A 19,568-nucleotide genomic window follows, 5' to 3' on the forward strand; every position below is an offset into this window, starting at 1 on the left:
GGGAGTCCACATGAGCCTTGGAAGCGCTTGGTCCGAAAGCGAACGTCTGAATGTGGCTGACCGCGTGGTCCGCGATCTGGAAGCGAACATCCTGTCGGGAGGACTTCCCCGCGGCTCCCGCCTCCCCACGGAGCGTGAGCTGGCCGCACACTACGGCGTGAGCGCTCCGACGATCCGCGAAGCAATCCGGGCACTGAGCGCCATGAAGCTCGTCGAGGTGAAGCACGGCTCCGGGACGACCGTGATCGTAGACGCCAACACGTTGATGGCGGCCGCAATGGGGTCGGTGGTGGAGCTCGAGGGTGTCGATCTTCCGAGCATCCTTCGCCTCTCCGAGACGCTCAACCTGCAGGCTGTCGAGCGGGCCATCGAGGTCGCCAGCGACGAAGAGGTCGCCGCTTTGCGCGAGGTCGCTGCGTCGTTCGACGAATCGATGCCCCCTGACACCTTCCTCGCAACGCTGCGTGCGTTCCTCGACGGACTGTTCGATCTTTCGCATGACCGCCTGCTGCAGGCCGTTGCCGCATACGTTGTGTCTACCCATCTCTCGCTCGCACAGCAGGCAAGAAGCACCCAGCTGTCGAGCTGGGCCCGTGATGTCGCCACGCTTCGGGAGCTGCGACTCAACATCGTCGACGGCATCGCCGCACGCGATCGGCACGCCGCGATCGACGCCGTCCGCGCGATGACGCAGCGAACCCTCGCGATCGACGCCGCCTCGGTCGCGCCGGCCATCAGCGGAGGCTGAGTAGCTGGCGTGACTCAGCTGGCCACGGCGCTCACAAGACATCGGAGAGAGCGAGCGTTCGTGCCGCGTAGTCCGAGATGAACGCATCGCCGTAGCCGAAGACGGCACTCCTGGAATGATCGTGGAGAGGCTCGACCAGATGACGGGGCAGTCCGGTTGCGCCTGCCCTCGCTCCCGCCCACGACCCTGCCGTGGCACCGATCGAGTCCGTGTCCAGCCCCGCCTGCACTGCAAGCCCAACGGTGGCGGCGAAGTCATCGCGTCCCCAGAGGATCGCGGCAGCGAGCGCCGCGGCGTTGTTGATCGTGTGAACCCAACTCATCCCCCGGCAGCGCTCGCCGATGCGATCCATCGCGACTTCCCAGCCCACGCCTTGTCCATGATCGTCGACGACCGCGCGGATCTGGGTCGCGAGCCGCGATGCCGCAGGCACCGCGGTCAGCGACTGAACAATTGACTCCTTCGGGCTCCCTGCAGTGAATGCGCTTGCGACCAGCGCTGCTACCCACATCGATCCATAGATTCCGTTGCCGCGATGGCTCAACGAAGCGTCCTCGTAGGCGAGCAGCGCGGCACGTCTCGGATCGCCTGCGGCAACGTATCCGAAGATGTCCGCACGGATGAGCGCGCCGATCCATTCGCGGTAGGGGTTGTGGAACTCCCCCACATGATCGAGTGGCACCTCGCGTATCAGGTTCTGATAGGTCGCGCGCTCCGCAGTGAAGAGCTGATAGGCGGGGAAACGGCGAAGCCACTCCTCAGCCACATTGCGCTTCGTATAGTTGGCTCCGTACGTCTCCAGAATGTGCAGACCAAGGATCGTGTAGTCGATGTCGTCATCTCTGACCTGGCCATCGATGTTCTCGCGCAAGGCATCTGGGTACCGGAAGTGTGGCGCCCGATGGCCCAGCACGTCCAGATCACCGGCTCCCGAGACGTAGCCTCGCAACGGGTACTCGCCTATCTGCTGCAGATACGTGCGGATAGTCTCGCGAGTGGGTCCAATCTCTACGGGCTTGCCCATCATGTTCCCGATCACGCGGCCGAGCCAAGCTCCTCGGACACGATCGGCCAGGTTTGCTACATCAACCGGCAACGGCGGATCCTCCAACTCAGCGGCGATGGATGCGAGGTCGGACCTCTCGAAATAGGGCCACGACACCGGCTCGGGAAGTGCGATGAGATCCCTGTAGAGGCAACGAAGCTCGGCATCATCGTCTTGCGTAAGCCCCGCAAGACGCTCGCGGAACACCGCGACTTCACGTCCGGTCTCTGCCGCTTGCTCAAGCTCGTTGCGGGCAAGGCCCCATGGCTCTTGGGTCATGCCCGCCGAGAGCTGCTCCTCCGAGATGTACTCGACCATCAGGCGCCGCCCGCTTCAGTCCTGCCCGGAGCCGTCGTGCTCCGGGAGTGGAAGCGCATCGATCATGCACCCGATCGTCAGCACGGGTTCCGTGCCGCGGTTGCTCCATCCATGGTTCGTGCCCTGGATGATGACCGAATCCGTCGCCTTCAGCAGGATCTCTTCCTCATCGAGGATCAGATACACCTCACCGCGCAGCACGGTGATGAAGTCGAGGGTGTCGGTACGGTGCATCGAAGGATTGCGCTTCTTCTCCTGCTCCGTGGCCTCCTGCTGATGCCCAACGAGCTTGTTCACGCGCGCGAAGTGTTCGCGCATGGTCTCCTCGTCCTGGTCCGGCCACAGTTCCAGCGAGCGGACCAGCATCCCGCCCGGGAATGGCGCGCGAGCCGCGCCTCCGTCGAGAGACCGATCGCCTCGGATGCTGTTGTCGACGGGAATCTCGCGCGTCTTCCACAGAGTCCCGCGCCACATGATGCCGGGGTCCTCCTGCTGATTGGTCACGCCCTCCATGAGTACCGAGGACTTGCCGTTCTCATCGCGCCCGATCACGTAACGCTTCAGATCTGCCACTGTTCTTTCCCTTCGTCAGACCCGCGCTCAGCGCGGGAAACCGCTCTTCTTCGCTGTCGGACGGCTCTTTCCTGGCGCGGCGGCAACCGCGCGGTTCACTGAGCCGACGATGTCTTCGCACATCAATCGGAACGACATGACGTCGATGCCGACGCACAGGATGGCGATCTCGTCCTGCATCGCACGCTGATAGTTCTCGACAGTCGTGTTGAACATGTCTCCGCCAATGACTGCGATGCCATGTGCGCGAGCAGCCGCGTGGACTTTCTCCTGCGCTTCACGAATGCGCGGGTTGAGCGGAGAGTATGGCCCCTCTCCCATCGCGAAGGACAACTCGCCCATTGCGAACACGGTCGCGCCGACCTGTTTGATGGCAAAGATCTCATCGACGTTCGCGAGCGCCTCGGCCGTCTCGATCATGGGGATGATGAGCAAGTTCTCATCGCTCTCGCGCATGTAGTCGTTGAACTCGGTGAGCGAGTATCCGGGGACCCTCAGCCCCGGGCAGAGACCGCGCGTCCCGTTCGGCGGATAGGTCAGCGCGCGTACCAATTCGCGAACGTCGGCCGCCGATCGGACCATCGGAGCGATGATGGCGTGCGCCCCCGCCTCGAGAGCACGGCGGGCGGCGGTGTGGTCGCCGGGCTCGGGAATTCGCACAAGTGGGAGCAGACCAGCGACTTCGCAAGCGCGCATCGTGTCTTCAAGTGAGCGGGGGTCGATGGGGCTGTGTTCGGTATCGAGCCAGACGTAGTCGAATCCTGCCGCACCCATGACTTCGACCAGGCCGGCGTTCGCGGTGAACGACTGCATCCCGATCGGGACGACGCCATCGCGGACCATCTCCAACAGCGTGGGACGGCGGTTCATGCTTTCTCCGTTTCCGGGCGGCTGTCCACCCCAGGGTCTGCGACCATGCCGGCCGCTGCAATGGCGTGAACCGCACAGTCCTCGTCATCGTCCGGCACTGCGCCGCTCACGCCGACGGAGCCGACGACAGCGCCCGAAGCGTCCCTGATGAGGACTCCGCCTGGTACTGGGATGAGTCCGCCATCCGCGACCTCTGCAACAGCAGTGATGAACGCGGGATGCTTCTCCGCACGCGCCTCAAGAGATCTGCTGCCGACGCCCATACCCAGTGCGCCGTGCGCCTTACCTCGGGCAATTCGCTCCCGATAGAGGCTCGATCCGTCCTCTCGGCCGAAGGCACACAGGTGACCTCCGGCATCCAGAACAGCGATCGTCATCGGCGGAAGGTCCAACGTTCGGGAACGCAACAATGCCTCATCAACGATCTTGCGCGCCGCCGCATAGCCGAAGCCTGCATGCGATGCTGCCCCGGCGAGGCTGTACAGACGAAGCGGTGTGCCATCCGGATCCGAAAGCCGAACCACCCGACCGATACGCCCACGCGAGATCGGCTCATGGTCGACACCGACGCGCTCGAGATGAGCAATCCAGCACTCCAGCGAAGAATCGTCCTCCACAGCAAAAGTGAGTGGATCATATCCGCGCACCGAGCTGTCGTCGCCTTGCGCCAGATGGAGCTTGACCGTGGAAGCGAGACCGGGCACCCGCAGCACGAGGGCGACCCGCAACCCTGAGGCGTCTCGATGATCGAGCTGCGGATCGTGGTGAGCTCCGAATGCTCGCGAGTACCACTCAGCGCTGCGCTCAAGGTCTGACACGGGGAGTGTCACGTGGTGCAGACCACGCAGTTCCGGCTCCAGCATCTGGCCTCTCCAAACCTCAGTATCGAACACTCGCAATCATAGTCACCAAGTCACCAAGTCACAAGTGATCCCAGCGCATACCTCTCACCGTGCCTCGCGCCCGTGTTTCGCATCGACAAGACGTCGCCCGTGGAGCCGCCTGCGACCGCTCCACGGCCGACTCTCTAGGCCTCGCGCTGCTTTGGTGACCGCTCCGCAGTAAGCGCGGGATTTCGTTCGATCACTGAGCTGAGCGCGACGTCAATGCGCTCGAGAAGCTCAGCCGGGATCTCCACGCCGGAGCCTTTGACGTTCTCAAGAACCTGCTCCGGGCGAGAGGCTCCGATGATCGCGGACGCCACGTTCTGGTTCTGCAGCACCCAGGCAACAGCAAGCTGAGGCAGCGACAAGTCGAGCTCCCTCGCAATGGGCAACAAGTCCTGGACGCGGCCGAGAACGTCAGCGGTGAGCCAGCGGGATACCGCCTGCGCCCCTCCACCTGCGTCGTCGGTCGCGCGGCTTCCGACAGGCAACGGCGCCCCCGGCAAGTACTTGCCACTGAGTGCACCCTGTGCGACGGGCGACCAAACGATCTGGGAGACTCCGAGTTCTCTCGAGGTGGGCACCACCTCGGCCTCGATGATTCGCCACAGTGCGGAGTACTCGGGCTGATTCGAGATCAACTGGATGTTGAGCTCCTTTGCCAACGCGACACCGTCACGCAACTGCTGAGGCGTCCACTCACTCACTCCGATGTAGAGGGCCTTTCCCTGCCGGACGACGTCGGCAAAAGCCTGCATCGTCTCCTCGAGCGGCGTGTGAAAGTCGAATCGATGCGCCTGATACAGGTCGACATAGTCTGTCTGAAGTCGAGTCAGCGACCCGTCGATCGACTCGAGGATGTGCTTGCGAGAGAGCCCGACGTCATTGTGTCCTTTCGGACCTGTGGGGCCGAAAACCTTTGTGAAGATCTCCACCGATTGACGGCGCTCGCCCTTCAGCGCAGCTCCGAGAACGCTCTCGGCCGCGGTGTTGGCATACACGTCCGCAGTGTCGAACGTAGTAATGCCCACATCAAGCGCAGCCCGGACACATGCGGTCGCCACGTCACTCTCGATCTGCGAGCCATGGGTGAGCCAGTTCCCGTAGGTGATCTCGGAGATCTTGAATCCGGAATTGCCTAGATATCTGAACTGCATGGTTTTCCTTCCAGTTGAATCGTGAAACCGACGACGCACGACGCACGACGCACCGACGTACTACTCGATGGCGGCAATGATCCCGAGGCCCACACTCAGCCGCGCTCGCTGCGTCTCGGCGCGCTGGCGTGCGGCCCCCAGAAGCGCCGTCGCCGTGTCCCCCGCCGACCGCACCGAATCGACGCCCAAAGACTCGATCCAGACGTCAGGCAGAGGCTCCTCGAGGGCACCGCACATCGCGCCGGCCATGCATGCGATCGTGTCGGCGTCGCGTCCGAAGTTGGCGCCGTACTCAACCGCCGTTCGTGCATCACCATCGGCCAAGATCGCCAACGCGAAAGCGGCCGGCACCGTCTCAAGCGCATCGCACATGATCGGTCGCTGGAATTGTCGGTTGAAGCCATCTCGAAAGGACACGTAGTCCTCAGACGCGTCGGCCAGGTCAACTGCTCGGAGCAGCGTCGAACGGAAAAGCTCTCCGCTCGCGGTCCGGAGTGTGGCCACTGCGACGTCGAGCGAACTTCGAATGGAGGCGCCCGGCAGAAACGCGGCCGATACGGCCGCCGCCACCGCAGCCGCGGCGTCCGTGCAGTGATCGGCCTCGCCCACATGAATCAAGCGGGCGAGTTCATAGGCCTCTACGGCCGCCTCGTGCGGCCGTCCCGCCAACAACAGCCCGATCGGCCAAATACACATCGCCGAACTGCTGGACGGCATGTTGCCGATCGCCGCCTCGGCTGGACGGTAGCCTGCACCCAGCTTCTGTGCCGTCTGCAGCAAAGAGACGAAGAACGAGTCCCTCTTCTCCCGAATATCCTGTCGATGGCGAACAATGTCGACCGCCCAGCTATCCGCATCCGGCCAACCCTGCGTGCGGATGATCGTCTCCGACAACACAGACGCCATCAGGCTGTCATCCGTTCCATCACCCTCGAAGGTCGACACCCACCCGAAGCGAGCCTCGATCTCTTCGACGGAGAGCCCTTCGGTCGGGGTGCCCATTGCATCCCCGGCGCGTGCCGCGATGACGACGTTCGCGAACCGCTGTTGCGCAATGGTGTTGTTGGTCATGAGCTTCCTCGTCCTGGTGCGTTGACTTCGAGATGTCCGGAGGGCGAGCACCTCGTTCCAAAAGCGCCGCACACGGCGTTCATGAATCCGTGCTCGAGGCTCACGAGTCACCTCTGGTGTTGGATTGCCAGGCACCCGTTCGGCTTCCCCTCGATCGGCGCCTCCGCGACATGGGGTCCCTGATCTGTGTGGTGCCTCGTCGGTGGGACGAAGAGAACGCCTGATCCCACCGACGAGGCACCCGGGTAGCTACTTCGTGGTCTTCACGTCGAGGAACGTGAACCCGTACCCCGCCAGGGTGACCGAATAGCTCGAGCCATCGATCTTGGCGCCCTTGCCACCGTTGTACAGATCCTTCGGATTCTGCTTCTGGTCGATCCCGGTGCCCGTGAGATCCACGGTCACGGTTGTCGGCGTCGGGTTGAAGTTGTACACCAGCAGGGCAGTCTGCTTGCCGTCTTCGCTGGTTCGTCGTTGGGCGAACACCTTTGTGTCCGAGCCAAGAGTCGCGACCCGGTCTCGGCTTGCTGCGGGCAGCAGCGCCTTGTTGTTGTTCACCGTGCTCAGCACACGATCCCAGTTGGCTCGCAGAGTCGGCGACCAGGTGAGGTACTGGTCATACATCGGCGAACCGTAGAGGACGCCCGACCCAGCAAGCAGCGCCGCCTCCTGTACGCGCATGACGTCGTCGTTCGCGTAGGTCGGATAGGTGTGGTTGGCGAAGTTTGCTTCGGGATCGTCGCCGCCGATGCTCCACGCATAGGTGGTCGCACCCACCGATCGCGCGTAGTCGGAGTTCTGCAACTCCGCTTCAAGACCGTTGACGTCGATGGTCCCGTTCACCAGGTTCGTGTAGTCGTTGGTCCAGTTGTCCTCGTCACGGTAGTTGAACCACGACGTCAGTCCGAACTCGGCGAAGGTCGGTGCATTGCTGCCGTTCGCCTTCTCAAAGGTGAGCCACTTGTCGTTGGAGGTGTAGGTCGTGGGCAAGGTGACGGCGAACTTCTGGAACGCCGGATCCGTGCTGCCCACGTCCCACATGAATCCATCGATTCCTGTGTCGAGCCAGAACTTCTCGATCCGCGTCAGTTCGGCCTGGCTGCCCGGAGAGTCGAAGTCGAAACCGGGTCCGAACCACAGCTTCCAGTAATAGGCATGCGCAGTCTCACTCCACTGCCACGTGCTCCACCTCGGGCTCGGCGGCATCTGCAGTCGCGGCTTCGGGCTGCTGGGGTCAGTCGTCCACACGAAGGACGACACCTCGCGCGACGTCCGATCGCCGGCGGCGTACTGCTGCTCGGCCTTCTGGAAGAACGGGGACTTCGCATCCATATAGATGTTGACGAAGTAGGACACAACCTTCATGCCGCGCTTGTGAGCCTGGGCGACCAGATTCTTCCAGTCCTCGATGGTGCCGTTCTGCGGCGAGACCGAGAAGAAGTCCAGCGGGTCGCACCCATCACACAACGTCTTGTCGCCGTTGTAGGGGCTGAAGAAGCCGAGGACGCGCGTGCCGTTCTTCTTCAAGGTGTCGAGGTTGTTGGTGATGTCCGTGTACTTGTAGTCGAAATAGGTGTTGTAGAACCACATGAATCCGTTGAGGTTCTGAAAGTCGGTGCTTTGGGGCTTGGACGATGCCGCCTTTGAGGCACTCGTCACAGACGCTGCCGTGGCGGGGTTCGCGATGGCGATGCCGCCGACTGTGAGGACGGACGCCACGATCCCCGCTGCTAGGGCGCGACGCAGTGTTCTGTGTTTCATGGTGATCTCACTTCATTGTTAGATTCGATTGCAGGATTTTCGCCGCGCACGTGGGCGTGCGTGGCGAAGCTTCTCGGGTGGGGATCTACTCGTGGGTGAGGAGACGCTCGGCGACCACGCGGAGCTGCATGCCTTTAGTCAGCGGCACGCCATAGCCTCGAAGGGTTTCGATGCGTTCGCGCCAGGTTGCAGGAATCGCAGTCGTACCCCCGGTAGCGCCAAGAAGCGCTCCCACCATCGCGGGCATCGTGTCTGCTTGCTTTGGAACCAAGTTGGCGATCCCGATCGCCTCCGCGAACGACCTCGACTCCCGAGCGATGATCAATGCCAGCGGCAAGGTCTCGGCCGCGACATTGCCGAAGTTGTACTCGAGGTTCGCCACCTCGTCGTTCCAACGCGGAATGGCGTCGATCAACGAGCCTGACTCGGTGTAGATGGTCTCAGCAAGCTGAAACTTGCGGCCGAGCCAGGAGTCCGAATGAATTTCATCGGCCCCGCGCGCCATACCCTCAGATGTTGTCCCGCCGCCCACGAGAACAGCGATCGCAGCGCCGAACGCGGCCGCGGCGTCCGCGCCTTCGGCGTCGTTTGTGATCGATGCGAGGTTCCGCGCGACCCGAACTGCGGCGCCCGGCTGTCCTGCATATCGGATCGCGACGGGCAGGCTTTTGGCGACCGCCGAGTCGTCGTAATAGTGCGGGTTGTCGGAGCCCGTAACAGGTGCCTCGAGTCCGCTTTGAGCGTTGAGGATAGCGGACCGGTCAGCGACCGAACCCCACAGCCTGTCGGCCTGCGGCATCACGATGTCTTTCCATGCGGCGAAGAGTTCGGCAGTGGTCGGCTCGGAGGAGCCGCCGCGGAGAGCCCGAAGCAGCACCTCGGCCGACAGCACGGCCTGCTCGGCATCATCCGTGGCACTGAAGTCCTCGCTGCTGAGCGGCACAGCGTGCGTGTATGGCAGCGGGAACTTGTTGATGCGTTGGCCATCGAGTTCCGCCGCCTGCGACCACAGGAGTCCGCGACGGGATCCGGCCCGGGCCATGCGGTGGTAGCGCGACGGGAATCCGGACGCATCTCCTGCGGCAAGCCCGAGAAGCGCGCCGTGGGCACGATCGAGGAGCTCGAGGTTCAGGGGCTCAGTCAACTGCGTTCTCCTTGCGCTGTTCGACCGCGTCAGCGATCTGGTCGGCGAGCTGGCGAAGGTCGACGCCCGCCATGGCCTCGATACAGCTGCCCCGAAGCGGACCCAGCCGATCACTCCACCTGGTCGGAATAGCCTGGATACCCCCGAGGCCGCCGGCCATCGCTCCCGCCATCGCCGCGATCGTGTCTGCGTCGCGACCGATGTTGACGCCGCCGAGCACGGAATCGACGTACTCGCCCTCGGCGATGGCGAAGACACCGAATGCCAGCGCTGTCGCCTCGGGTGCGACGTCCGCCCAGGGATAGTGGAAGATCGCGACCTGGCGCTCGAGCTCGTCAAGCTTGGCTTCAGCGTCTCCAGGCCCGCGAGCAACCACGAGTGCCTTCTGGATCATCCGCCGCGACCATGAGTCCGCAGGAGTCGCCTCGATTCCGGCCTGCACGACATCGCGCCAGTCGTCGGTGACGATCGCGGCGGCGGTGGCGGCGGCCACGGCCTGGCCGCACCAGATGCCGTCCCGCGCGTGGCTGACCTCGGCGTCGATCTGGGCGAGGCGCGCGGCTTCCGCGGGGTTCCCGGCGGCGTAGGCACCGATCGGGGCGACCCGCATCGCGGATCCGTCACTCCACAGCTCGTGGTTGTCCGATCCGCTCGCCGGGGGGTTCAGGCCCTTCGCGAGGTTGTGGATGGCATCCATCTCTGAGAAGCCACCTCCATCGAAGGGCGTCGTCTGGTCGATGAGCGCCGCACGCCATTCGCGCGCCACGTCCTCGGATGTCATCGCCGGCCCATACTTCAGCAGCGTCAGCGCGGTAAGCGCGGCGTACTCGGTGTCGTCGGTGCCTGCGGGGTCATCGGACAGGAAGTCAACGACTCGGCCGAAGTTGTCGCGGATGGCCTGACGTGTCATTCCTTCGGTGGGCGCGCCCAAGGCGTCGCCGATGGCTTGGCCGAGGACAGCGCCTCGGATCCTGTCGCGGATGCTGTTCACAAGTTCGATTTCATTTCTGTGCGGAGGACGTCATCGATGTCCTGACGTGTCGGGATGGAGGGCACCGCTCCCGGAATCTCGACCGACAACGACCCGGCGACGCCTGCCCGCTGCGCGGCCACCTCGATGTCGACTCCTGCGGCGATCTCAGCCGCGAGCACTCCGACGAAGGTGTCCCCGGCGCCGGTTGAGTCCACGGCCACGGTGCGGCGTGCGGGGATCTGCACCGACGGAACGCCACGGCGTGCGAGCCGAGCGCCCCAGGGGCCGAGTGTCGTCACAACCGCCGGAATGTCCAGCGTGTCCACCTGGAGCTGCTCGGCCTCGTGTTCGTTGACGACGAGCACGTCGACGGCACTGAGGATCTCGGGCGGAAGATCCCGGACGGGAGATGGGTTGAGGACGACTGTTGTGCCAGCGTCCGCGGCAGTGCGAATAGCGTCCGCCACCGCTGTCATCGGGATCTCGAGCTGGCAGACGAGCACCGCCGCCGCGCGCACGACGGCGCGATCCTGATCGCTGAGACTGGTGACCACACCATTGGCGCCGGGCACCACGACGATGTTGTTCTCACCGAGAATGTCGGTGGTCACCAGTGCCAGACCGGTCTGCTGATCGGTTCGTCTCACGCGGTCAGCGGGGATCCCCGTCTCAGCCAGGACCTGGAGCAGGAGGGCACCATGGTCGTCGTCACCGACGGCGCCGACGAAGGTCGTCGTCGCTCCGGATCGCCGGGCCGCCACAGCCTGGTTAAGTCCCTTTCCGCCTGGGTGGACAGCGAACGACGTCGCCGTCACGGTCTCCCCCGGTCCGGGGATGCGATCAACTCCGCTGACCATGTCAACATTCGCGCTGCCGACCACGACCACGCCGCCGGTCACCCCTTGACCCCTGACGCGGCGAGCCCGTTGATGAAGTTGCGCTGCATGAACAGGAACAGGACGATCACCGGGATGATCATGATGAGGCCGGCTGCGTCGGTGACCCCGTAGAGCCGCGTATACCCCTGCTGGAAGTTGAGGAACGCCGTCGAAAGCGGTAGAAGCTCGGGCGACGACAAGAAGATCGTCGCGAAGAAGAGCTCCCCGTACACGGTCAGACCCACCACAAGACCTGCGGTCAGGAAGCCGGGTCGCGCGAGCGGCAGCATGATTCGCGTAGCGACCTGCCATTCGTTGGCACCGTCCAGGCGGGCAGCTTCATCTAGCTCTCTCGGGATTCCCTCGAAGAACGTCCGCATCAGAAGCGTCGCAAAGGGCGTGTTCAGCGCAATGTAGATGAGGGTGAGTCCGAACAGATTGTCGTACAGGCCGATGTTGCTCCAGAGGAAGAACAATGGCACCAGGAACATCTGCGCGGGCAATGAGATGACGATCAGCAGATAGAAGGAGATCGTCCTTTTGAACGGCACATGGAGTCGCGCAAGAGCATAGGCCGCCATGCCTCCGCATATCCAGACGCCCACCACGGACCCGGCCACGAGGATCGCACTGTTGGCGAACCCCTGTCCGATTCCACCTAGCGTCCAAGCCTGGGCGAAGTTGGAGAAGTCCCAGCGTTCCGGGAGGCCGATGGGGTTCGTTGCAAGCTCAGAGTCCGACTTGAACGAGTTGAGGAAGAGAACAAGCACAGGCAGAAGCGCGAACATCGAGAGCAAGAACAACACGATGAACGAGATCGGGGCGCGCCGAAGGCCACCCGGACGAGAGTCTTCGGCCTCGGCGCGACGCCGGCGGCGCGGATGGCGCGTGGCCTCCTCGCCGTGAAGGACCAGAGTCGTTGTCGTTGTCATGATTCGTCCTCTTCCTTGCGCCGCAGCAGGCCGATCACGAGGAGCAGCACGCCACCGAGGATCGACGTGATCAGCCCCATGAATGCGGCGTAGCCTGCTTCGTTCGCACCGAAAGCGGTACGGTTCACGAGCAGTGCCACCAGGTCACTGGCTCCGGCCGGGCCTCCACCGGTAAGGGCGTACGAGTAGTCGAATGCCAGCAGCGACCACAGCGCGATGATGGTCAGTCCGAACACGAGCGTGGGTCGGATGCCGGGAAGGGTGACGTGCCAGAACTCCTGCCAGGCGTTGGCGCCATCGATTCGGGCGGCTTCATATCGCGCGCCGTCGATGCTCGTCGTCGCTGCGAGGAACAACACCACGAGGAATCCCCAGAAGTGCCAGTTATCCACGAACATGACGCTCCCGAGTGCCAGATGCGGGTCGCCAAGGAAGTAGACGTTGTCAAGCCAGTGGATGCCGATCTTGTTCAACGCTGCAGCGAGCCCGGCCTGAGGATCGAGGATGTTCTTCCAGATGGCCGCGTTGACGACACTGGCGATCAGGTACGGGATGAAGAAGGCGACCCGGAAGAAGGTGCGCCCGCGCCGAACCCGCGACAGCGCAAAAGCGCCGTAGAGGCCCATGATGATCGGAACAGTGAGGAAGAAGGCCATATAGATGAAGTTGTGGCCGAGCGCGTTCCAGAACGACTGGTCCTGGAACAGCCGCACGGCGTTGTCAAGCCCGTTGAAGTGCGCGTCTCCGATGCCAGACCAGTCAGTGAAGGCGTAGTACAGGTTCGATATCGCGGGTGCGCCGATGACGACGAGGTTGAGCACCAGGGCAGGCGCGATGAAGAGGAGTCCGATCCACGCCCGCCGGCCCGGGCGACGGACCCCCCGGACGCGCGCTGCTGTCGCGTCCGGGGAGTGCGCCGCGGTCGGTGCGGGCGTGGTTGTAGCAGTCATCAGGCCGCTGGCTTTCCGGTCGAATAGACGGTCGGCAGGTTGCCCTTGGAAACGTCCTGCTTGAACGCCGCATCGAGGGCCTTCAGGAACTCCGTCGTGGACAGGCTCCCGCTGACGACCTTGTCGATGTTGTCGACGATGTACTGATCGGACTGCCCGCCCCAGGACGTCCACGTGGTGTATCCCACCGCGCCACTCTGGCTCGCCTCGGCGAGCGCCGTGTACTGGCGAGCCAGCCGCGGGTCGACCGCAGACGGGATATCGGACGGGTTGAACTTCACCGGCAAGGCGTCCTGCCCGTTCGCGACGACGTTCGCCCACATCGTCGCCGTGTCTTTGATGTTCCAGTCGAGGTACTTGCTTCCCGCGAACTTGTTCTGCGACTTGCTGTTCACCGAGAGCGCGTTGCCGATGGAGAGGGGGTATGCCTCAGGCACGCCGTCCGCGAGGGGCGGCACCGGCGCCCAGTCGAAATCGCTTCCTGCGCTCTTAAAATAGGAAGGCATCGTGACGAACTCCCAGGTTCCGGAGATGTACATTCCTGCCTCGCCCTTGGCGAGCTGCGTGTACTTCTGCGGGTCGGTCGTCGCGAAGTACTTGGTCGCACCACCACCGAACCATCCCTGCTGGAAGTAGGTCTTCAGCAGGTCGATCGAATCCACGAACACCTGATCGGTGAACGCAACCTTCTGCGTGAGTGCGTCATGCACCTTCGCAGGGCCGGCAATGCTGTTGAAGAAGGAGCTCACGAGCCATTCGGTTCCGCCCTGGTAGTCCGAGTTGCCCGCCGCGAAGGGCGTGATCCCCTTGGCGACCATCTTGGCGGCGAGGTCCTCCAACTCCGCGCGGCTGCGGGGCGGCGTCCAGCCGTTCTCGGCAAAAAGGGTCTTGTTGTAAAAGAGGATGAGCGTCTCGTAGGCCTGAGGGATCATGACGAGCTTGCCGTCGACCTTGGATACTTCCAGCGCCCAAGGGAGGAGCGTGTCACTCCAACCGTTCTCCGACGCGAACGCGGTCAGATCAGCCAGGTAGCCAGCCTTCGCGTAGAGCACCTGGCTCGCGACGCCGAAGGCCGTGACGATATCTGGACCCTTGCCGGCGCTGAGCGCCACCTGAATCTGCTGGTTGATCGTGCTCGAGCTCTTCTGAACGGCTTGAAGGGTGACGTCCGGATACTTCTTCGTGAACGGAGTGATGTTGTACTTCTTGAAGGAGGCGACCCCTGCCGCGTCCGCGGTGGCGGGCGTGAACCAGTATGAGAGCGTCCCGTTCGGAGTTCCAGACGTGTTTGCGGCCTTGCCCGTGCCCGGAGTGCAGCCGGCGAGGACCACGGGCAAGGCCATGCTGAACAAGCCTGCAGCGAGCACGCTACGACGGGACATGTTCGCGGAGAGGATTCCTTTGGAAGGGGTGTGCTGAGGCATCTTCGTCTCGTTTCTTTCGGGTTGGGTGAGCGGAGCTCGGTACGAGTTAGCCGAGCCCGTTGATGGCGAGCTGGGCAGTCCGGTCCGCCAGCTCGGATATGGAGGAGTTGTCGAAGCCGAACAGAGCCGACCGGGTTCGGTTCTGCAATGGCGTGATGATGTGGTCAGGCAGTTGCGCCGTTCCGACGAGAGCGCCGAGAACGGAGCCGACAGTGGCCCCGTTTGAGTCGGTGTCCCAGCCGCTCATGACGACGCGGCCGACGCCTGTGGTGAAATCGTCGTTCGACCAGAGCAGGGCAGCAGCGACGGCAGCAGCATTGTTGATCGTGTGCACCCACGAGTAGTGCCCATAGGTCGCTTCGATCTCAGCGAGAGCTTCCTCCCAGGTGCGCCCGGCCTCCTTGATCGCAATCACATGCCGTAGCGCTTCCGCCAGGCGTGAACGAGGGGGCACGACGGTGAGCGACTTGGTGAGGGCTTCCGCAGCCGTTTCAGCGGTGAAGGCTGCTGAAACCAGGGCTGCCGCCCACATCTCGCCATAGATCCCGTTGCCGACGTGTGAGAGTGAGGCATCTTGATACGACAGGCGCGCAGCGGACCAAGGATCGCCCGCGTACACGTATCCGAACACGTCTCCGCGAATCTGGGCGCCGATCCACTCCCGGTACGGGTTGCGTCTGCGGGCTGCCTCGGACACGGGGTGTCCGTCGACGAGATTCACGTACGCTGCCCTCTCAGCAGTGAAGACCTGCTCAATCGGGAAGAGTCGAGTCCAGGCGGAAGCGACATCTGCAGGGCGAAGCGACGATCCATGCGTCTCCAGGAGGTGCAGAGCGAGGATCGCGTAGTCGATGTCATCGTCGCGTGCGGAACCGCTAACGTTGCCGCGTGTCGTCTCCGGCCAGCAGGCGGTGAGCTCGAATCCCTCAGGCATGGGATCGAGCACCGGGACGTAGTCGGTCAGCGGGTATGCATCGGCGAGAGTGAGGTAATCGTGGATGTGCTGCGAGGTCCAGTGCAGCCCCCATTCGACCGGCTTTCCGATATTGCACCCGGCAATACGACCGAGCCAGGCGGCGTGGATCTTGTCGCGCAGGATGGGCTCTGAGAGGGCGACAGCTTCGCGCCACGGTGTGACTGCAGCCTCGATTTCGGCGAGCGTGTCGGGCTCCTCGTACTTCCATCCTTCCGCTCGGGGGGCTGATTCCATCGAGTCGAGAACAGCAAAGACGGCGTCGCGATCGGTCGGGTCGATGCGGTTCGCTTCGAGCACGAACGCGTCAACGTCGAATCCAGACTCCCGTCGCTGCGTTACCTCGTCATGAAGCAAGTTGGTCGGGGATTGCGAGTTGAAATTGACGATGTCGAAGGCAGCACTGAGCTGAGTCGCGCCTGAGGTCTCGGCCATGGTCATGCGAAGGCTTCTCTCTTCGTGCTCACGCAGATGCGCGCACGACAAGGTGGGTGGGAAGAGCGGTGTGTTCGAACGGCAGATCGGGGCGCTCGATGCGGCGAAGAAGCGCGTCCGCGCAGGCAGCGCCGACCAGCGCCGCGGGGTTCAAGATTGTCGTCAACGGCGGGCTGACATGGCGCGCCGTGGGGATGTCATCGAACCCGATCACCCGCAAGTCGACAGGCACGTTGAGCTGATAGTCGCGGGCGGCTTCGAGAACACCGAGTGCGATCAGGTCGTTCGCGCAGGCGATCGCCGAAGGTCGAGAATTGGCCGAGAGCATCCGCTCGGCAGCCGCATACCCCGCCTCGACGGTGTAGCCAGCGGCGTACTCCGTTTGAATCGAGTCGATCGATGCCTGCAGCTCGTCGAGCGCGCTCGTGATGCAGTCCAGGCGCCCAGTACCGGGAATCGACCCCGCCGGACCGCTGATGAACCCAAGGCGATCGGCCCCGACCACACGCAGATGCTCGACGAGTTCCCGCATGCCGACAGAGTCGTCCGTGCCTACCTCGTCAGCTTTGAGAGTGCGCTCGCCGTGTTCGGGCGTGATGAGTGGTTCGCCCGTCAACAGGACTAGCGGGAACGTGGGTCCCAGGACGCTACGGATTCGCTCGGGCGATAGCGCCATCGTCCCCATGATGACCCCGTCAACGCCCCGTGCGCGCATCTCCTCAAGCATCCTCAGTTCGGCATCGGGATCACCATCGGTGTTCCCGATGAACGAGGCGTACCCTCGGCCACTGACCCTGTCGTGGATCCCTCGGGCGACTGACGGGTAGTACGGGTTGGATATGTCGGCCACGAGCAATGCGATCGTGTGGGTTTCCTGCCGCCGAAGCCCTCGTGCGACGAGGTTCGGCCGGTAGTTCATCTCTTCGGCCACCGCGAAAACCCGCTGCCGAGTCTTCTCGGCAACGTACCGGGCGCCCGACAAGGCGTTCGACGCTGTCGCGGGGCTCACGCCGGCCCGCAGAGCCACATCACGCAACGCGACATCGACCATCAGCGCCCTCTCAATCTGATCTTGAACCGATTTATATAAATCGATATTTCCGATTGGCGTGGCGATCATGGAGGACATCTACGCGAATGTCAATAGTCGGATGGAGACTCCGCGCGACTGTCTGAGTTCCCACCCGCCCTGCCGGTTGCCGGCAATAGTGCACCCCGAACCCTCTCGAGATGATGGCCCCTTGCTTCAAGCCCGGGAGGCCGAGGGAGTCATCGTCCCGGGGCGGGGTGATCGATCCGTCTCCCCTCAAGTGAGCTCGGGGGCTCAGCCTCCTGGCGAGGTGTTGAATCTGTGCAGCAGGTCGGTCAGTGACTTCAGGTCGGCATCGGCCCAGGTGTTCGTGCGCGCGAAGTAGCTGGTGCCGCGCACATCCAGCGCCTCCTCGACGCGCGATCGCCCCGCCGGCGTGAGGGCGACGATCGTCCCCCGGCGGTCTGCGGGGTCGGGCGCGCTCGTTACGAGGTCGAGGCGTTTCATCTTGCCGATGAGGTGGCTGGTGGAGCTACGGTCCATGGCCACGGCTTCGGCGAGGGCGCTGGGGTTCGCCGGCCCGTAGGCAAACAGCCAGCGCGCGAGGTGGAACGCGGCGGGCTGCAGGTCGGGGTGGAAGGCGGCCGCGGTCCGTTCCGTCAGAGCACGGGACGCGCTCAGCAGCGCGTTCAGCTCGACGCCGAGCGCCAGTTCGATATCCCGTCGGGCGTCACCGGATGAAGTAGTGGACATTTCCCCATCACATCCCATATAGTTGGTAAATCCCAACTATATCTCGGAGGCGATCCGTGTCCACCCTCACTCCCTCACCGCAACCGGTGCTGTCCGCTCGCGCGGGGTGGCTGTCGTTGATCGCGGTCACGCTCGGTGCGCTGATGCCGGGGCTCGCCACCACAATCCTCGCCGTTGCGAACGGCGCGATCGCCACCGACCTGAAGATCGGGCTGGGTGACCTGCAATGGATCACCAGCGCGTACCTGCTCGGCCTCACGGGCTCGCTCGTGCTCGCGGGCAAGCTCGGGGACAGGTTCGGGCGCAAGCGGATCTTCCTGATCGGCATCGCCGGGTTCGGCCTCACCTCCCTCCTGATCGGCTTCGCCACCCCGGTCGTGCTCATCGTCGTGCTCCGCGCAGTGCAGGGCGTCTTCGGCGGCTTCCTCACCACCAACGCCCTGTCGCTGCTGCGCGCGAACGTTCCCGAACGGCGGCTGCCCACCGCGATCGGCATCTTCAACTCGGTGCAGGGTCTGTCGATCGCAGCCGGTCCTATCCTCGGCGGGCTGATCGTGCAGTACCTCGGATGGCGGTGGACGATGTTCGTCAACGTGCCCATCGCCGTCGTGTGCCTCATCCTCGGGCTCGTCCTGCTGCGGGAGGTGAAGATCCCGACGACCGGGCGATTCGACTACGCCGGCACGGTCTTGTTGATCGTCGCGCTGACCGCCCTCGTGTACGCGCTCATCGACGCCCCGACGGGCGGATGGGGCGCGCCCAGCACCCTCGTCCTGTTCGCCGTCGCGGTCGTGTCGTTCGTCGGATTCCTCCTCGTTGAGCGGCGGGCCGCCGACCCGCTCGTCCCACTGGCCCTGTTCCGGGATCGCTCGTTCGCGGCCGGGTCTGTGCTCAGCGTCCTGGCATTCTTCGCCCTCAACGGCGGACTGTTCCTGATCTCCCTGTTCTGGCTGCAGATCCAACACGTCCCTGCGACCACCGTCGGCGTCTGGCTGCTGCCCCTCGGAATCGCGATGCTCGTCTCCGCCATCCTGTCCGGCCGTGTCATCGGACGCATCGGAGACCGCTGGGCGCTCATGATCGGCTCCTTGCTCCTCGCCGCCGGCCTCGCGTGCATGTCGTTCGCGCGTGTCGAAGGCGGGTACCTCCCCGTCGCCGCAGGTCTCGCGCTGGTCGGTCTCGGCCTCGGGCTCCTGGTCACCGCGACTGTGAACGCCACAGTCGGCAACGCGCCCGTCGAACTTGCCGGCCCCGCCGCCGGCGTGCAGCAGACCGCCAGCCGGTTCGGCGCAGCCCTCGGCGTCGCTGTCCTGGGCGGCATCATGGCCGCCAGCACCGCGGCGGCGTTCGGCGCGAAGCTCGACGCCTCCGGACTTCCCGATGCGCTCACCGCCCCAATGAAGAAGCTCGGCAGCACCGCCGTCGCCGGCGGAGTCGCCCCCATCCCGCCCGGATCGTCCCGTGTCGTCGCGGACCTGATCACGAACCTGACGGATGCTGCGTTCCTCGCCGGGATGAGCACGACGATGCTGATCGCCGCGGGAATCTGCATCGTCGGCGCGCTCGTCGGCCTCCTCGTCCGCCCACGCGCCATCCACGAAGAGGATGCCGAGCTCGTCGAAGCCGAACACCCCTTCATCACCGACTGA

Annotated in this window: 18 protein-coding genes; 2 read left to right on the forward strand and 16 right to left on the reverse strand. The window is 64.0% G+C overall.

The window, feature by feature from the left end; all coding sequences use genetic code 11:
- Positions 1-10 precede the first annotated feature (10 nt).
- A complete protein-coding gene (locus ACFWCK_RS02190; protein ID WP_378804322.1) occupies positions 11-748 on the forward strand; it encodes a FadR/GntR family transcriptional regulator in 738 nt (245 codons plus the stop codon).
- Between the two features lie 31 nt (positions 749-779).
- On the opposite strand, the gene ACFWCK_RS02195 is transcribed toward ACFWCK_RS02190, so the two are convergent.
- From ACFWCK_RS02195 to ACFWCK_RS02270, 16 genes are all read right to left on the reverse strand, one after another.
- The gene (locus ACFWCK_RS02195; RefSeq protein ID WP_378804323.1) at positions 780-2,111 is read right to left on the reverse strand and encodes an ADP-ribosylglycohydrolase family protein; all 1,332 of its coding nucleotides are present in this window, start codon (positions 2,109-2,111) and stop codon (positions 780-782) included.
- A 15-nt stretch (positions 2,112-2,126) separates the two neighbouring features.
- Positions 2,127-2,684, reverse strand: a complete 558-nt coding sequence (locus ACFWCK_RS02200) for a cupin domain-containing protein (RefSeq protein ID WP_378804324.1) — start codon at positions 2,682-2,684, stop codon at positions 2,127-2,129.
- A 27-nt stretch (positions 2,685-2,711) separates the two neighbouring features.
- Positions 2,712-3,554 (reverse strand): HpcH/HpaI aldolase/citrate lyase family protein, encoded by an 843-nt coding sequence (locus tag ACFWCK_RS02205; RefSeq protein ID WP_378804325.1) that lies wholly within the window; start codon positions 3,552-3,554, stop codon positions 2,712-2,714.
- Entirely contained in the window at positions 3,551-4,417 is an 867-nt protein-coding gene (locus ACFWCK_RS02210; RefSeq protein ID WP_378804326.1) for a heme-binding protein, read from the reverse strand. Before ACFWCK_RS02210 ends, ACFWCK_RS02205 begins: the two co-directional genes overlap by 4 nt.
- Before the next feature lie 164 nt (positions 4,418-4,581).
- Positions 4,582-5,595, reverse strand: coding sequence for an aldo/keto reductase family protein (locus ACFWCK_RS02215; RefSeq protein ID WP_378804327.1), 1,014 nt, complete (start codon positions 5,593-5,595; stop codon positions 4,582-4,584).
- 60 nt (positions 5,596-5,655) lie between these two features.
- Positions 5,656-6,666, reverse strand: coding sequence for an ADP-ribosylglycohydrolase family protein (locus tag ACFWCK_RS02220; protein ID WP_378804328.1), 1,011 nt, complete (start codon positions 6,664-6,666; stop codon positions 5,656-5,658).
- 249 nt (positions 6,667-6,915) lie between these two features.
- Positions 6,916-8,385, reverse strand: coding sequence for an alpha-amylase family glycosyl hydrolase (locus tag ACFWCK_RS02225; protein WP_378804329.1), 1,470 nt, complete (start codon positions 8,383-8,385; stop codon positions 6,916-6,918).
- 127 nt (positions 8,386-8,512) lie between these two features.
- The gene (locus ACFWCK_RS02230) at positions 8,513-9,571 is read right to left on the reverse strand and encodes an ADP-ribosylglycohydrolase family protein (protein WP_378804330.1); all 1,059 of its coding nucleotides are present in this window, start codon (positions 9,569-9,571) and stop codon (positions 8,513-8,515) included.
- The gene (locus ACFWCK_RS02235; protein ID WP_378804331.1) at positions 9,564-10,562 is read right to left on the reverse strand and encodes an ADP-ribosylglycohydrolase family protein; all 999 of its coding nucleotides are present in this window, start codon (positions 10,560-10,562) and stop codon (positions 9,564-9,566) included. The genes ACFWCK_RS02230 and ACFWCK_RS02235 overlap by 8 nt, the downstream gene beginning before the upstream one ends.
- The gene (locus ACFWCK_RS02240; protein ID WP_378804332.1) at positions 10,559-11,443 is read right to left on the reverse strand and encodes a ribokinase; all 885 of its coding nucleotides are present in this window, start codon (positions 11,441-11,443) and stop codon (positions 10,559-10,561) included. Before ACFWCK_RS02240 ends, ACFWCK_RS02235 begins: the two co-directional genes overlap by 4 nt.
- Entirely contained in the window at positions 11,440-12,354 is a 915-nt protein-coding gene (locus ACFWCK_RS02245; RefSeq protein ID WP_378804333.1) for a carbohydrate ABC transporter permease, read from the reverse strand. Before ACFWCK_RS02245 ends, ACFWCK_RS02240 begins: the two co-directional genes overlap by 4 nt.
- The gene (locus ACFWCK_RS02250) at positions 12,351-13,175 is read right to left on the reverse strand and encodes a carbohydrate ABC transporter permease (RefSeq protein ID WP_378804334.1); all 825 of its coding nucleotides are present in this window, start codon (positions 13,173-13,175) and stop codon (positions 12,351-12,353) included. The genes ACFWCK_RS02245 and ACFWCK_RS02250 overlap by 4 nt, the downstream gene beginning before the upstream one ends.
- Before the next feature lie 128 nt (positions 13,176-13,303).
- Positions 13,304-14,647 carry an ABC transporter substrate-binding protein gene (locus tag ACFWCK_RS02255; protein ID WP_378804335.1) on the reverse strand — a complete coding sequence of 448 codons (1,344 nt, stop codon included), beginning with the start codon at positions 14,645-14,647 and terminating at the stop codon, positions 13,304-13,306.
- A 127-nt stretch (positions 14,648-14,774) separates the two neighbouring features.
- Positions 14,775-16,142 (reverse strand): ADP-ribosylglycohydrolase family protein, encoded by a 1,368-nt coding sequence (locus ACFWCK_RS02260; RefSeq protein ID WP_378804336.1) that lies wholly within the window; start codon positions 16,140-16,142, stop codon positions 14,775-14,777.
- 22 nt (positions 16,143-16,164) lie between these two features.
- Positions 16,165-17,265 carry a LacI family DNA-binding transcriptional regulator gene (locus tag ACFWCK_RS02265; protein WP_378804337.1) on the reverse strand — a complete coding sequence of 367 codons (1,101 nt, stop codon included), beginning with the start codon at positions 17,263-17,265 and terminating at the stop codon, positions 16,165-16,167.
- A 195-nt stretch (positions 17,266-17,460) separates the two neighbouring features.
- Entirely contained in the window at positions 17,461-17,919 is a 459-nt protein-coding gene (locus tag ACFWCK_RS02270) for a MarR family winged helix-turn-helix transcriptional regulator (protein WP_378804338.1), read from the reverse strand.
- 56 nt (positions 17,920-17,975) lie between these two features.
- On the opposite strand from ACFWCK_RS02270, the gene ACFWCK_RS02275 reads away from it, so the two are divergent.
- A complete protein-coding gene (locus ACFWCK_RS02275; protein WP_378804339.1) occupies positions 17,976-19,568 on the forward strand; it encodes an MFS transporter in 1,593 nt (530 codons plus the stop codon).

Source organism: Microbacterium sp. NPDC060117, assembly GCF_042729315.1.
Classification (GTDB): domain Bacteria; phylum Actinomycetota; class Actinomycetes; order Actinomycetales; family Microbacteriaceae; genus Microbacterium.